Origin of the sequence: Streptomyces soli, assembly GCF_003999195.1 — a bacterium.
Lineage (GTDB): Bacteria > Actinomycetota > Actinomycetes > Streptomycetales > Streptomycetaceae > Actinacidiphila > Actinacidiphila soli.
This window is the reverse complement of sequence record NZ_RJVR01000227.1, coordinates 69,143-82,783: the sequence shown is the minus strand read 5'-3', so window position 1 is coordinate 82,783 and position 13,641 is coordinate 69,143. Positions and strand designations below refer to the sequence as shown.

13 protein-coding genes, 1 tRNA gene and 2 pseudogenes are annotated in these 13,641 nt (G+C 70.8%); 8 read left to right on the top strand and 8 right to left on the bottom strand.

Annotated features, from left to right (window positions below; all coding sequences use genetic code 11):
* The 6 genes and pseudogenes from EFK10_RS47690 to EFK10_RS22660 all read left to right on the top strand — a co-directional run.
* Positions 1-342, top strand: a pseudogene (locus tag EFK10_RS47690) (DUF2264 domain-containing protein); the annotation flags it as partial.
* A gap of 7 nt (positions 343-349) precedes the next feature.
* Positions 350-796, top strand: coding sequence for a PPOX class F420-dependent oxidoreductase (locus tag EFK10_RS22675; RefSeq protein WP_127357485.1), 447 nt, complete (start codon positions 350-352; stop codon positions 794-796).
* A gap of 48 nt (positions 797-844) precedes the next feature.
* Positions 845-1,093, top strand: a complete 249-nt coding sequence (locus EFK10_RS50740; RefSeq protein ID WP_240677397.1) for a GH25 family lysozyme — start codon at positions 845-847, stop codon at positions 1,091-1,093.
* Between the two features lie 222 nt (positions 1,094-1,315).
* Positions 1,316-1,513, top strand: a complete 198-nt coding sequence (locus tag EFK10_RS50735; protein WP_240677396.1) for a hypothetical protein — start codon at positions 1,316-1,318, stop codon at positions 1,511-1,513.
* A 52-nt stretch (positions 1,514-1,565) separates the two neighbouring features.
* Positions 1,566-2,411, top strand: a complete 846-nt coding sequence (locus tag EFK10_RS22665; RefSeq protein ID WP_127357484.1) for a GNAT family N-acetyltransferase — start codon at positions 1,566-1,568, stop codon at positions 2,409-2,411.
* A 117-nt stretch (positions 2,412-2,528) separates the two neighbouring features.
* A complete protein-coding gene (locus tag EFK10_RS22660; protein ID WP_127357483.1) occupies positions 2,529-3,731 on the top strand; it encodes an MBL fold metallo-hydrolase in 1,203 nt (400 codons plus the stop codon).
* A gap of 55 nt (positions 3,732-3,786) precedes the next feature.
* Here the strand turns inward: EFK10_RS22660 and EFK10_RS22655 are convergent.
* From EFK10_RS22655 to EFK10_RS22645, 3 genes and pseudogenes are all read right to left on the bottom strand, one after another.
* A pseudogene (locus tag EFK10_RS22655) lies at positions 3,787-4,719 on the bottom strand (glycoside hydrolase family 2 TIM barrel-domain containing protein); the annotation flags it as partial.
* A gap of 83 nt (positions 4,720-4,802) precedes the next feature.
* Positions 4,803-5,669, bottom strand: a complete 867-nt coding sequence (locus EFK10_RS22650) for an ABC transporter permease (protein ID WP_127357482.1) — start codon at positions 5,667-5,669, stop codon at positions 4,803-4,805.
* Positions 5,666-8,416 (bottom strand): alpha/beta fold hydrolase, encoded by a 2,751-nt coding sequence (locus EFK10_RS22645; RefSeq protein WP_127357481.1) that lies wholly within the window; start codon positions 8,414-8,416, stop codon positions 5,666-5,668. The genes EFK10_RS22650 and EFK10_RS22645 overlap by 4 nt, the downstream gene beginning before the upstream one ends.
* A 121-nt stretch (positions 8,417-8,537) precedes the next feature.
* Between EFK10_RS22645 and EFK10_RS22640 the strand changes: the two genes are divergently transcribed.
* Positions 8,538-9,506, top strand: coding sequence for an aldo/keto reductase (locus tag EFK10_RS22640; RefSeq protein ID WP_127357480.1), 969 nt, complete (start codon positions 8,538-8,540; stop codon positions 9,504-9,506).
* Positions 9,507-9,723: 217 nt separating this feature from the next.
* Here the strand turns inward: EFK10_RS22640 and EFK10_RS22635 are convergent, their stop codons facing one another.
* Entirely contained in the window at positions 9,724-10,122 is a 399-nt protein-coding gene (locus EFK10_RS22635) for a YiaA/YiaB family inner membrane protein (protein ID WP_127357479.1), read from the bottom strand.
* Positions 10,123-10,150: 28 nt separating this feature from the next.
* On the opposite strand from EFK10_RS22635, the gene EFK10_RS22630 reads away from it, so the two are divergent.
* Positions 10,151-10,224: transfer RNA gene (locus tag EFK10_RS22630), tRNA-Pro, on the top strand.
* A 343-nt stretch (positions 10,225-10,567) separates the two neighbouring features.
* Here EFK10_RS22630 and fmdA read toward each other — a convergent pair.
* The 4 genes from fmdA to EFK10_RS22610 form a co-directional block, all read right to left on the bottom strand.
* Entirely contained in the window at positions 10,568-11,815 is a 1,248-nt protein-coding gene (gene fmdA / locus EFK10_RS22625) for a formamidase (RefSeq protein ID WP_127357478.1), read from the bottom strand.
* A gap of 149 nt (positions 11,816-11,964) precedes the next feature.
* On the bottom strand, positions 11,965-12,615 hold the full coding sequence (locus tag EFK10_RS22620) for an AmiS/UreI family transporter (protein ID WP_127357477.1): 651 nt from the start codon (positions 12,613-12,615) through the stop codon (positions 11,965-11,967).
* An 84-nt stretch (positions 12,616-12,699) separates the two neighbouring features.
* Complete coding sequence (locus EFK10_RS53395; protein ID WP_127357476.1) at positions 12,700-12,981, bottom strand: FmdB family zinc ribbon protein; 282 nt, start codon at positions 12,979-12,981, stop codon at positions 12,700-12,702.
* 322 nt (positions 12,982-13,303) lie between these two features.
* Positions 13,304-13,507, bottom strand: a complete 204-nt coding sequence (locus EFK10_RS22610) for a hypothetical protein (protein WP_127357475.1) — start codon at positions 13,505-13,507, stop codon at positions 13,304-13,306.
* Positions 13,508-13,641: the final 134 nt, after the last annotated feature.

The window sequence follows — 13,641 nt, the reverse complement described above, 5'->3', positions numbered from 1 at the left end:
ACGGCCGTACGGCAGACCGGCTGGGCGGCGCGGCCGGGGCTGCGCTCGGAGCTGCACCCCCTGCACGGCCTCGCCGAGGCGCCGGTCCTGCCGCCCGCGCCCACGGCGTACGGGCCGGCGGCCACGCCTGCCCTCACCGGTACGACGGCCGACCCCTCCGGCGATCTCTTCGTATGCCTGGCGAGGCTCACCGACGCCGACGCCCCGCCGCTCCACACCCTCGCGTCGGTCGACGTGACCGACCACGAGGTGACCGTCAGCTGGCCGGACGGCACCGTCCACCGCGCCCGCGTCACCCCGGCGGGGGTCGCGGTGGAATCGTTGCCGCCCGACGCTCGTTGATCCGAACATGACCGACACCGACGCCACCCAGGACGCCCTTCTCCAGCTCCTCGCCGACACCAACGGCGGTGTGCTGGTCACCATCAAGCGCGACGGCCGCCCCCAGCTGTCCAACGTGACTCACCACTACGACCCCAAGGAGCGGATCCTGCGCGTCTCCCTCACCGACGACCGCGCCAAGACCCGGAATCTGCGCCGCGACCCCCGCGCGAGCTACCACGTCACCAGTGCCGACCGCTGGTCCTGGACCGTCGCCGAGGGCACCGCCGAGTTGACCCCGGTCGCCGCCGATGCCCATGACGCCACCGTGGAAGAGCTCATCGACCTCTACCGCTCCGTACGGGGCGAGGACCACCCCGACTGGGACGACTACCGCCGCGCCATGGTGCAGGACCGGCGCCTGGTGCTGAAGCTTCGCGTGGATCGCGCCTACGGCCAGCCCGGGCGTGCTTGAATCGAGGTTGTACGTACAGAAGTTGGCAGGACGCGAACGAAGGCAGCCATGGGAACCAGCCGTGGAATCGACGTCTCCGTCTACCAGGGACCGCAGGACTGGGCCGCACACAAGGCGGACGGCGTCGCCTTCGCCTTCGCCTTCGCCAAGGCCAGCGAGGGCCGGCACACCCGCGACGCGCACTTCAGGCAGCACATCACGGGCATCAAGGCCGCCGGACTCGTCCCCGGCGCCTACCACTACGGCTGGCCCAACCAGAACGTGGACGACGAGGCCGCCAAAACACCGCCGCTGTGAAGCCCTACGCCGGACCCGGCTTCATCCACTGGCTCGACCTCGAACGGCGCTCCGACGGCACGAACTACGCCGGCCGCAGCACACGCTGCGGGCGACCACCCCGGCTACGTCTCCCTCTCCACCTGGGCCGACTTCAACGGACGCCTCGTCCTGGAAGGCATCCCGGCAGGCGCGCACTTCCAGGTCCGCTGCGAGGTGCACGAGTGGAGGGACGGCGCGTCGGTGGGCTCCTGGCAAGAGATCATCGCCGACGTGCTCGCCACGCCCGGTCGGCAGATCGTCTCCCTGCCCTTCTCCCAGGGGCTGGACAAGGGCCGGCACGTCTACGTCGCGGTCTGCCCGATCACCCCCGACGGCTCCTCCGGCCTCCCGGCGCCGACCGCCGTCGACGGCCGCTGGGCGATCCGGCAGGACAAGTAGCCGCCCGAAAACCGGGTGCGGGACAGTCGTCGGGGGCGGCAGCATGAGCGGCATGGCGTGGAACCTGACGGACGATGTCGAGTACTTTCTCGCGGCCGCGGGCGACTTCCTGCGCTCGCGGCCCGCGGAGCACACCGTGCTGCTCACCGTCACCGAGACGGTGCGCCTCGGCGATCGCACGGCGCATGGGGACGAGTCGCGGCTCTTCGGCTGGTGGACCGGCCCCGGCGGCGCCGCCGAGGGCGCCTTCGTACAGACCCTGCCGCGTCCCCTCCTGCTCACACCGCTTCCCGGCGCCGCCGCCGCGTCCCTGGCCGGGCTGTGGGACCTCGACCGACCGCTGCCCGGCGTCACAGCCGAGCAGCGAACAGCCGAGGCCTTCGCCGACGCCTGGCACTCCCGCACCGGAGCCGCCATATCGGTGAACCGGCGCAGTCGCCTCTACCGGCTGGCCGAGCTGCTGCCGCCCGACCCCATGCCGCCGGGCCGGGCCCGGGTGGGCACGGTCGCCGACCGGGACCTGCTGGTGAAGTGGTTCGAGGCCTTCACCGTTGACCTGGGTGCCTCGGACATCGCCTGGGAGCGGCAGGTGGACGACCGCCTCCGTTACGGCGGCCTCACCCTCTGGGAGATCGACGGTAACCCGGTCTCCCTCGCCGGTGTCTCCCGTACGGTGGCCGGCGCCGCCCGGGTGTCCCCCGTCTACACCCCCTCCGACCTGCGCGGTCGTGGCTACGCGGGCGCCGTGACGGCCGCCGTCAGCCGGGCCGCGCTGGATGCCGGCGCCGGTGAGATGCTGCTCTTCACCGACCTCGCCAATCCCACGAGCAACGCTCTGTACCAGCGGATCGGCTATGTACCGGTATCCGACCGGGTATCTCTCGACTTCAGGAAATGACGACGAGGAGGCGCGGAACTGGAATGCCCGTTGTAGGAGTTGTCGCTGTACATACTGGTTCTGCCGGAGCCCCGCGGCTCTCGGCGCGATCGTGACCGCCGACTACCGGGAGGTGCCGTGACCGGCTCCAGTCCGAAGCGTTCTCCGCTCGCCGCTCTCATCCCCGCCTTCGGCGACAACCCCTCCGGGGACAGGATGGAGCGGATCCGGCGGTCGCCCAACTTCGCAGATGGCGTGTTCACCAACCCGGTGGCCGCCCGCATGGCGCCCGCCGGCTCGATGCTCAAGTTCCTACAGACGTATTTCCGCAAGGAGGAGCGTTCCCGCCGCGCTCCCGCCGGGAAGATCCCCCTGTACGGAGCCGAGGCGACCCTCGCCGAGCTCGCGGCGCCGCCCGCCACCGGGCTTCGGCTCACCTGGATGGGCCATTCGAGTGTCCTTGCCGAGATCGACGGGCGGCGTGTGCTCTTCGACCCCGTTTGGGGCGAGCGCTGTTCGCCTTTCAACTTTGTCGGCCCCAAGCGGCTGCACCCGGTGCCCGTGCCACTCGCGGAGCTGGGCACGGTCGACGCGATCGTGATCTCCCACGACCATTACGACCACCTCGACATGCCGACCGTGCGCGCGCTGGCCGGCACCGGCACCAGATTCGTCGTACCGCTCGGTGTCGGCGCCCACCTGCAGCGGTGGGGGGTGCCCGAGGACCGTATGACCGAGCTCGACTGGAACGAGTCCACCCAGGTCGCCGGCCTCGCCCTCACCGCCACCCCCGCCCGCCACTTCTGCGGCCGCGCGATCCGGAACACCCAGCACACGCTGTGGGCGTCCTGGGTCGTCGCAGGGCCCGAGCACCGCGTCTATCACAGCGGGGACACCGGCTACTTCCCCGGCTTCCAGGACATCGGGGCGGCGTACGGACCGTTCGACGCGACCATGATCCAGATCGGCGCGTACAGCGAGTTCTGGCCCGACATCCACATGACACCCGAGGAGGGCGTCCGTACCCACGTCGACCTCCAGGGCGGCGACCCGGGGCACGGCGTCATGCTCCCTATCCACTGGGGCACCTTCAACCTCGCCCCGCACCCGTGGGAAGCCCCTGCCGAGGGCACGGTCGCCGCCGGCCGCCTCGCCGGGGCGACCGTCGTCGCGCCGCGTCCCGGCGAGCCCTTCCAGCCGGCCGTCGGCCTCCCCCTCGACCCCTGGTGGCGTGCCATCGCCACCCCCACCCGGCAGGCCTGGCCCCCCATCACCGACGAACCCGAGTCCGCCACCCAGCCCCCGCACGGCGCCTCCGAGCCGGACAGCGCCCGCGCGTAAGGGGCCGGTCAGCCGTCCGCCGCGACCGGCCGGCTGACGGCCCTGTCCGGGCGTGCCATGGCGCGCCCAGGTCGTTGTCGGTCGGCGCCCGCCAGACGTCCAGCCGGGGGCCGGCCACCTGGAAGCCGTCCAGATACCGCAGCTCGCCTGTCGCGGCGTCGAAGGTGCCGGCTCCGAACACCAGGACCCCGCCCTCCCCGGCGCGCGGCGTGTGCGGCACCGGCTCAGGACCCGCCGGCCCGGGCGTGCTCACCGCCGGCCGCTGGCCCCACGCCACCTCGTGCCCCGCCTCCGCCCACGCGGTGTCCTCGCGCAGGACGGCCCGCACCAGCCAGTGGGCCTCGCCGTGCAGCCCGGCCGCCTCCGGCACCGGCAGCTTCAGCTCCGTCGACTCACCGGCGGCGAGCGGCGGCACGGTCAGCGCGTCCTGGGCGACGCCGGCGCCGTCGATCTCGTACGACCAGGCGAAGCGCAGATGCGAAAGGTCGGTGAAGTCATGGGTGTTGGTGATCCGGACGCTGCCGCTGCCCGGGTCGCCCTCGATGCGGACGGGCTCGATGACCTTCTTGTACTCCACCAGCCCGGGCGAGGGCGTACGGTCCGGGAAGAGCAGCCCGTCGCAGACGAAGTTGCCGTCGTGCAGCTCCTCGCCGAAGTCGCCGCCGTAGGCGAAGTACGGGGTGCCGTCCTCGGTCCGCTTCCTGATCCCGTGGTCGATCCACTCCCACACGAAGCCGCCCTGGAGCCGCTCGTAGGTCTCGAACAACCGCTGGTACTCGCTGAGTCCGCCGGGGCCGTTGCCCATCGCGTGTGCGTACTCGCAGAGAATGAAGGGCAGCGAGCGACGTTTGGCGTCCAGCTCCGGGTCGGCCCGGGGCAGTTCCTCGCGCTTGCCGATGATTGCGGTCTCGGCGTGGTCGGCGTACATGCGCGAGTAGAGGTCGGTGTCGGCGCAGGACAGGTCGCCCTCGTAGTGGATGGGGCGGCTCGCTGCGTGCCATCCTCGCCGACTCGTGGCGGCAGGCCGCCCCCAAACGGCTCACCCAGTAGTCCGGTTCTTGGTCAGTCCGGTCAGGACACGATGTCCTTCTTACGGAAGCCCCGGAACGCCAGCGCGAAGAACACCACCGCGAAGGACACCGACACCGACGTGCCCTTGATCATCCCGGCCCATTCCAGCTGCCCCGGCTGCAGGGCGTCGGCCCAGGCGTACTGCCAGTGCGTCGGCAGGACGTTCCGCAGCGAGCCCAGGGCCGTGATGGCGTCCAGGATGTTGGAGATGATCGCGACGCCCACCGCGCCGCCGACCGCGCCCAGCGGGGCGTCGGTGACGGTGGAGAGCCAGAAGGCGAAGCCCGCGACGGCGAGTTGGCTGACGAAGACGTAGAGCGCGATGATCACGAGCCGCTGCACCGCGGTGCCCGGGGGCAGCGAACCGGCGGTGGTGAGCTGCAGGTCGCTCCAGCCGTACGCGGCCGTGCCCACCACGAGCGCCACCGTGGGCAGCGCCAGCACAGCGGTGGCGCTGAAGCCGAGCGAGACCAGCAGCTTGCTCGCCAGCAGCCGGGCGCGGGGCACCGGCGCGGCCAGCAGATAGCGCAGGGAGGACCAGCTCGCCTCGGAGGCCACCGTGTCGCCGAAGAAGAGAGCGACCGGGATGGTGAGGAGGAAGCCGGAGGAGACGAAGAGAACGGCCAGGGAGAAGTTGAGCCCCGAGCTCGTCGCGACATCGATGAGCGTCGTGGTGCCGTTCCGCTCGCCCGGCGTCCCGCCGATGGCGAAGGCCGCCCACACCACCACCGGCAGCCCGGCCACGACCGCGAAGGCCACCAGGGTCCGGCGGCGCAGCAGCTGGCGCACCGCCTCCACGCGCAGCGGAAGCGTGCGGCGCGGGCGGTAACCGGGCGCGGCGCCCGTGGTATCCGTACCGGCGGTCATGCCGGACCTCCGATCAGGGTGAGGAAGACGTCCTCCAGGCGGCGGTGCGGGCCGACCCGCTCCACCGGCACTTCCAGCCGCAGGAGTTCGGCCAGCAGCTCGTGCACGCTCAGGCCGTCGAGGCGGACCAGCAACCCGGCCTCGGCGACGTCGGCCGCCGCCACGCCGGGCAGTCCGGCCAGCTTGTGGGCCGTCTCCTCCAGGGCGATGGCTGTCATCTCGCCGGTGCCGACGAAGAGGGTGCCGCCGCTGCCGCTGATCTCGTCCACCGGACCGGCGGCGATCAGCCGGCCCTTGTCCATGACCACCAGATGCGTGCAGCTCTGCTCGACCTCGGACAGCAGGTGGCTGGAGACGATCACGGTCCGCCCGGTCGCCGCGTACCGTGCGACGACCGCCCGCATCTCGCGTATCTGCGGCGGGTCGAGGCCGTTCGTCGGCTCGTCGAGGATCAGCAGGTCGGGCAGCCCGAGCATGGCCTGCGCGATGGCGAGCCGCTGCCGCATGCCCTGCGAGTACGTACGCACGGCCCGGTCCAGCGCCTCGCCGAGGCCGGCGATCGCCAGCGCCTCCTCGACATGGGCGTCCTGCGCGGGACGGCCGGTGGCCTGCCAGTACAGGTCCAGGTTGGACCGGCCGGTGAGGTGCGGCAGGAAGCCCGCGCCCTCCACGAAGGCTCCGACACGCGACAGGACCGGTGCGCCGGGCGTGATCTCGTGCCCGAAGATCCGGATGGTCCCCGCGTCGGGCCGGATCAGCCCCATCAGCATGCGCATCGTCGTCGTCTTGCCCGCGCCGTTGGGCCCGAGCAGGCCGAGGACCTGACCGCGCTCGACCCGGAAGGACAGGTCCCGCACCGCGTAGCGGTCGGCGGCGCCGTGGTAGCGCTTCGACAGCCCGGCGATCTCCAACGGCACCTCGGCGGGCTCCTCTTCGGCAGTCCGCTCCGGCCGGCGGCGCCCGATCAGCAGCAGCGCGGCGGCCAGCGCGACCGCGCCCAGCGGCAGACCCCACGCCCAGACCGGCAGCCCGGCCTGCGCCGTGGTCAGCGCGGTATCCGTCGGCACGGTCAGGGCCGCGCCCGCCGGCAGGGAGACGGTGTACGTGGCCGGGGCGGTCGGCGACGAATAGCCGAGGTCGGTGGTGGCCAGGACCAGCCGCAGCCGGTGCCCGGCGGCGAACGAGTGGTCCAGCGCGGGCAGCGTCACGTCGACAGTGCCCGAGGCGGTGACCCGCAGCGGAGCGACCAGCTGGTGGGGGAGCGACGCACTGCCGCCCGGCCCGACGTCGTACACCTTGGCGAAGAGCACCGCACCGGCCGGCGCGTCGGTCTTCACGGTGACCCGGGTGCGGGCCGAGCCGGTCATCTGCAGGGCGGAGGTCAGCGGCGCGGAGTCGAAGACCGCCCGCTGCCCGGGGAAGTCCAGCGACAGGCCCTGCCCGAGGCTCGACAACTGCGACAGCTGCGAGAGCGCCCCGATCCCGGGCAGCGAGGAGATCGCGGGCGGGGAGCCGCCCGCCGGGTTCGACACCGTCTGGGCCTTGCCGGTCAGCGCCACCGTACGGCTGCCGGTGCCGCTCAGGCCCGGGTACGCCGCCGAGCTCGCGCCGCGCAGCACCGTCTGCCCGTCCGTGGTGTCCACGCCACCGGTGCGGGTGACGCGGAAGGCCGGGCCGGTGTTGGCGCTCTTGTCCTGCTTCAGGTAGCGGTCGAACCACGCCACCGTACGGGCCTCGACCCGCGACGCCTCCTGGTCGCCGCCGTCATGGCCCCCGGACGTCCAGTCCACAGACACCGGCGCGCCGTTGGCGGCCACGGCGCGCGCGATGGCGTCGCCCTGGCCGAGCGGGAAGAGCGAGTCGTTCTGGCCCTGCACTACCAGCGTCGGCACCTTGATCCTGGCCGCGACCGATGACGGGCTGGACTGCTCCAGCAGCTTCACGGTGGCGGCGTCGGCGTGGCCCGACACGGCGGCCGCGTCGTACATCGCGCACAGCTCGGTGGTGAAACGGCAGGTCGACGAGGCTTTCCCGCCACCGCTCGGGGCTGTGGTGGTCGAGGTCGTGCCGGTGGTGAAAAAGATCCCGGCCCACAGCTTCTTGAAGACCCCGGAGTCGGTCGCCTGCCCGGAGGCGTTCTGCGGGAAGAGCGAGTCGGCCAGATTCCACCAGGTGATCTCGGGCGCGATGGCGTCGACCCGCTTGTCGTACCCGGCGGTCAGCAGCGAGATCGCGCCCCCGTACGACGCGCCCGCGATGCCGACCACGGGATCGTCGGGGCCGTTGAGCTGCACGTCGTTGCGCTTGCCGAGCCAGTCGATGAGCCGCCGCACGTCGGCGACCTCGCGGTCGGGGGAGTTGAGCCCGATCTTCCCGGTCGACGCGCCGAAGCCGCGCGCGGACCAGGTCAGCACCGCGTAGCCGTCCCGTGCCAGCCGCTCGGCCTCGGGCCGCATGTCGTCCTTGCTGCCGCCGAAGCCGTGCGCGAGCAGTACGGCGGGCCGCCGGCCCGAGCCGCCGGAGGTGAAGAACGAGGTGTCGATCCGTACGCGCTGCGTGCTGCCCGCCGTCTCGGGCATGGACATGACGCGGTCCTCGCGATGGACGGGGGCCGGGCTGTCGGCGGCGGCGACCGTGACGACGCCGCCCCCGGCCAGCACGGCGAGCGCGGCCGTCCCGGCAGCGATCCTGTGCCGCGTACGCCAGTTGCGCCAATGACGCCAGGGACTGCCAGGGGCCAGTCGCATGCAGGTGGGTCCTCTGGTCCTCAAGAATGGAGTGGAGCCCCTACTCTGCCTTATGGTGATCGCCCCGACGTCAGCCTGGGGGCCCGGATCCACGTACTGCGCCGGGAGTACGGTGCTGACCATGTCCTTCGCACGAATCGCCAACGCCCCCGCACCCCGCCTCGGGCTCGGCCTCGCCGCCGTCGGCCGCCCCGGCTACATCAACCTCGGCCGCGCGGCGGACCTGCCCGCCGACCGCACGGTCGACGCGATGCGCGAGCGGGCGTACGAGGTGCTGGACGCGGCCTACGGGCTCGGCGTGCGCTATCTGGACGCGGCCCGCTCGTACGGCCGCGCCGAGGAGTTCCTCGCCGGCTGGCTGCAGCGGCGCCCCGACGCCGCCGACCAGGTCGTGATCGGCAGCAAATGGGGCTACACCTACGTCGCCGACTGGCGCGCCGACGCCGAGGTCCACGAGGTCAAGGACCACAGCACCGCCACGTACGACCGTCAGATCGGCGAGACCCGCGCACTGCTCGGCGAGCGGCTCGACCTCTACCAGATCCACTCCCTCACCCCCGAGAGCCCGGCGCTGACCGACCGCGCCCTGCACGACCGGCTGGCCGACCTCGCCGCCGACGGCGTGAAGATCGGCTTCTCGACCAGCGGCCCGGCCCAGGCCGACACGATCCGCGCGGCGCTCGCGATCACCGTCGAGGGGCTGCCGCTCTTCAGCAGCGTCCAGTCCACCTACAACCTGCTCGAACCCTCCGCCGGTCCCGCACTCGCCGAGGCCCACGACGCCGGCTGCACGGTCATCGTCAAGGAGGGCATGGCCAACGGCCGCCTCGCCCACGCCGAGCCCGGCTCCGTCCTCGGCCGGGTCGCCGCCGAGACCGGCGCCACCCCCGACGCCGTCGCCCTGGCCGCCGTTCTCCACCGCCCTTGGGCGGACATCGTGCTCTCCGGCGCCGCCACGGCCGCCCAGGTCGCCGGCAACCTCGCGGCCGCCACCGTACGTCTCGACCCGGACCAGCTCGCCCGTCTCACCGGCCTCGCCGGGCCGGCCGCCGCGTACTGGAGCAACCGGGCCGCCCTGCCCTGGAGTTGAGTTGGCTACCGTACGATCGCCTCCGGTAGCGGCGCCGACGACCTGCGCAAGACCATCGTCACCTCCCTGCTGACCGTCCTCGCCACCGTCGCCGGCTTCTGCTTCGGAGCCCTCGGCGCCCAGAACGGCGCCGAGGCCGCCCGGGGCAACGGCACGACCCCCGCGACTGAGCCGGCCCCGGAACAGCCCGTCACCCCCGCCGAGCCCCCGGCGCCGCCTACATCCCCTCGGTCCTGAACGGATCATGCTCCGCCAGCAGCTTGTCCAGCCGGGCCTGATCCACCCGGCTCACCACCTGCCCCACCTCCTGCCGGTCCCGTAAGCACTTCGCCAGGGTGAACGCCGACGTCACCAGGTAGAGCACCCCCAGTCCCAGAAAGCCCCGCACCCACGGCCCCACGGGCAGATACGCCACGCCGACGACCAACGCCGTCAGCGCCACCCCGAACGAGATCACGGCCTGTGCGTAGTACGCCGCCGTCGCCTGCTGATGGATCGGATTCGTCATAGCGGCAGCATCCGCCGACGTGGCCCACGCCACATGAGTACGCCTACTCAATTCGGTGCGAGCGGGCACCGCGCCCGGTGCGGTATTGTTCTCGTGCGCGGTCAGCACGGGGGCACTCCTCCGAATGATCAAGCACCGGGACGTGGCGCAGCTTGGTAGCGCACTTGACTGGGGGTCAAGGGGTCGCAGGTTCAAATCCTGTCGTCCCGACGGTGTTAACGCAGGTCATAGGCCGTTTCCGCACAGCGGGGGCGGCTTTTGGCTTGTAGAATTTGGGAGCAAACTCGACGGTGTCAATTCCGCCCGTTTTGTCTGCCACCCGATCCGGTCGAGCCCACGCTGCCGGGAAAGTGCTCGTGGCGTCGAAGGCGCGAGCATGCCGTCCGGGACCTGGATGAGGTCGCCTTTACACCCCGAGGCCCAGAACGGGTACAGACCGGCGGCGGGCACAACTTCGCCCCGCCTCACGGCCGTTTTACTGCCGGGTGGCGGGGCGAGACCGTCCCGGCGCCGCTGCCGGTCCCGGGACGGGTTATGCCGGTATCACGTCCGGTCAGCTGCTCACCGCGCACTTGCCGCGGTCGGCGGACTTGGGTCCGGCCGCGGTGGGACGGACGTCGAAATCGAACACGGCGGTGGGGAGGTAGAGCGAGCAGCAGGCGTTGGGGATGTCCACGATCCCGCTGATGCGGCCCTCGACGGGGCAGGCACCGATCAGCAGGTATGCCTGCTCGCCGCTGTAGCCGAACCTCTTGAGGTACTCGATGGCGTTGAGGCACGCGCGGCGGTAGGCCAGCGTGGCGTCGAGGTAGTAGTTGGTGTCCGTGTCGTGGTCGACGGAGATCCCGATGAAGGTCAGGAAATCCGAGTACCTCGGCTCGACGTTGCCCGGCATGAACACGGGGTTGGTGGAGATGCCGTACTTCTCCATGCCGCCTTTGATGAGGTCGACGTGGAAGTCGATGAAGCCGCCCATCTCGACGGCGCCGCAGAAGGTGATCTCTCCGTCACCCTGACTGAAGTGCAGGTCGCCGCCGGAGAGCTTGGCGTCCTTGACATATACGGGGTAGAAGACCCGCGAGCCTCGGGTGAAGTTCTTGATGTCGTGATTGCCTCCGTTCTCGCGTGCGGGCACCGTGCGGGCCCCTTCGCGGGCGATGCGCTGCGCGGTGTCCCCGGTGGCCGTGCCCGCGAGCGCGTTGTCGACGTCGGGTGGGACGGCCAGCGGGGGGACCCGGTTCGGGTCGGTGTCGATGAGCGACTGCTCCCGGGCGTTCCACCGCCCCAGCAGTTCGGCGGACGGCGCGGTGCCGAACAGCCCGGGGTGGGTGATTCCGGTGAAGTGGACCCCGGGAAGGTGCCGGGAGGTCGCCATCTGGCCGTGGAAGTCCCAGACCGCCTTGTACGCGTCAGGGAAGTAGTCGGTCAGGAAGCCTCCGCCGTTGGCCTTGGCGAAGATCCCGGTGTAGCCCCAGCCCTGGCCGGGCGCACTTCCGGTCTGCTGCGGCACGGGGCCGAGGTCGAGGATGTCCACGACGAGCAGATCGCCGGGTTCCGCGCCCTCCACACCGATCGGCCCACTGAGCATGTGGGGAACGGTGAGGTCGATGTCGCGTACGTCGTTGGCGGAGTCGTTGTTGCCGATCTGCGCGTCGGTCCAGTCGCGGCACTCAATGCGGAACTCGGCCCCTGGCCGCACCATGGCGACTGTGGGGACGTCCGGGTGCCAACGGTTGTGCCCCGGAACAGCCTGGTCGCGCATTGACTTGGTGTGGTCAACAGTGAAAAGCACTTCAGGCATGACAACTCCTTGCGATGATTCGGTCACTATGGTGGACACGGCAGGGGCGAACGTCTGGATCCTGGCGTGAGCGGTGACTGGTGTCTCGTCCTGGCAGGCACATCTCCGAACTCTCGACGGTGCTGTTCCGGCGGCTGTTGGTCCACGTCCTAGTGCGCTCCGGCTGCCGTGGTGCCGCCGGCCCTTCGGGCGGTGCGGGTCGCCTGACCCGGGGGCCTGGTGACCGGCCACAGCGCCGTGAACACCACCACGGCGAAGATGCCCAGCGCGATACCGATCTGCTGGTTGTGCTCAGGCCTCCAGTAGCCGGCGAGCAGCAGCCCGGCGGGGATCACTCCGGTGACCCAGCCCTCGATGGCCGTGACCCATCCCACATATCTGGTGAGGCCCTCCATCTTGAGGCCGAGCAGGAGGAAGAACAGGAACCACAGGAACGCCCAGTAGAGCCAGATGGCCCCGAACGCGTAATCGTGGAAGAGCCGGAAGTTGACGTACGAGTACCCCAGGGCCGCGACCGCCACAAAGAGCGAGTAGTAGCCGACGCCCGTGGTGTCCAGTCCCATGAGCAGGCCTATACCTACATACAAGTAGGTGAAGCCGAACAAGTAGGGGCCGGAGGCCAGCAGAATCTTGTGCGGGTCGCTTCCGGCAGTGAAGATGAGATAGGTCGGGGTCAGTACCTGGAGTGCTCCTACGAAGAGGTTGAACACCGCGGCGGACCGCGCGTCGACCTTCCCCAGAAGCATGATTCCGTTGAGGAAGAGCACCGCACCGACGAAGAGCAGTCCCACATTTGCCACGCGCACGCACCTCCTAGGTCCGCTTGCGGGAGAACCGGCGCCGGCGCACCAGCGCCGTACCCCGCCACATACTTGCCGCCGCTTTTACGGCCGGGGTAGCCGCGAGAGCGAGGGGTGCGGAGAGCGGCGAGGTGCCCCTGCTCGTGGGGGCACCTCGGAGACTACGGCAGGGGTCTCACGGGATTGTTCCTGCCGGTCGTGGAGGGAGGCCACGGCCTCCGGGGTCGCCCTCAGGGCCGGAGCGGAGAACACCCGCCTCGCGGTGCCCGCGCACACGGGGCACACGTACGAGACGGGTGCGCTGCCCATCGTCAGCCGGACATCAAAAGGCCCGCAACGGCTGCAAGAGTATTCATAGGTCGCCATTTACGCCCGCCTCCGGATGCCGGTACACGGCTGGCCAACCTGAACTTTCGCGGCGCGCACGGTAATCGCACGCCACATCACTTACTTCTCTTTCAGGAGACGCCTCGAGAATCCCGCTGTCAAGTCGCGGACGACTTTTGACCCTCTGCCCGCACGGCCCGCCGGCTCGGGCGGATGCCGTAGGCAACCCTTTTCAGATCTCTCCGACACCGAGCCCGGCAGCGGCGGCCAGCAGACCGGCGACGAGGCTCGACAGGCAATACAGCACAGCCTTCCCGGTTTGCCCGCGCGAACGAGCCGGACACATTGATGGCGAACGTCGTCAGCGGAAACCCGCCGGCCGACGCCGGAAGGCGAGTTCCAGGAAGTAGCGGGCCAAGCCGCCCAGCAGGCCGCCGAGCGCGACCGCCACCAGGACGCCCTTGCGTACCAGCGGGCCGAACCCCTCGCCGGCCGGCGAGGCGGTACCGGCATCCGCGTCCGGGTCGACCGGTAGCGGTTCGGGCCCGGGATCGTCCGCTCGCATCTATGCCTCCGTATGTACTCGGCGGCGATTTTCCCGCAGTGCCCGGCGCGGAGCTCTGCGGCTCATTTCCATATACGCGGCCACCGCAGCACCTCTCCTCTCCTCTCCTCTCCTCATTAAGGCGACGACCGCAC

What these genes read in the sequence shown, in the direction of transcription:
- EFK10_RS22665 (WP_127357484.1), top strand. Translation starts at nt 1,566, where the DNA reads ATGGCGTGGAACCTGACGGACGATGTCGAGTACTTTCTCGCGGCCGCG.
- fmdA (WP_127357478.1), bottom strand. Translation starts at nt 11,815, where the DNA reads ATGCCTGAAGTGCTTTTCACTGTTGACCACACCAAGTCAATGCGCGAC.
- EFK10_RS22650 (WP_127357482.1), bottom strand. Translation starts at nt 5,669, where the DNA reads ATGACCGCCGGTACGGATACCACGGGCGCCGCGCCCGGTTACCGCCCG.
- EFK10_RS50740 (WP_240677397.1), top strand. Translation starts at nt 845, where the DNA reads ATGGGAACCAGCCGTGGAATCGACGTCTCCGTCTACCAGGGACCGCAG.
- EFK10_RS53395 (WP_127357476.1), bottom strand. Translation starts at nt 12,981, where the DNA reads ATGGCGACCTATGAATACTCTTGCAGCCGTTGCGGGCCTTTTGATGTC.
- EFK10_RS22675 (WP_127357485.1), top strand. Translation starts at nt 350, where the DNA reads ATGACCGACACCGACGCCACCCAGGACGCCCTTCTCCAGCTCCTCGCC.
- EFK10_RS22645 (WP_127357481.1), bottom strand. Translation starts at nt 8,416, where the DNA reads ATGCGACTGGCCCCTGGCAGTCCCTGGCGTCATTGGCGCAACTGGCGT.
- EFK10_RS22610 (WP_127357475.1), bottom strand. Translation starts at nt 13,507, where the DNA reads ATGCGAGCGGACGATCCCGGGCCCGAACCGCTACCGGTCGACCCGGAC.
- EFK10_RS22640 (WP_127357480.1), top strand. Translation starts at nt 8,538, where the DNA reads ATGTCCTTCGCACGAATCGCCAACGCCCCCGCACCCCGCCTCGGGCTC.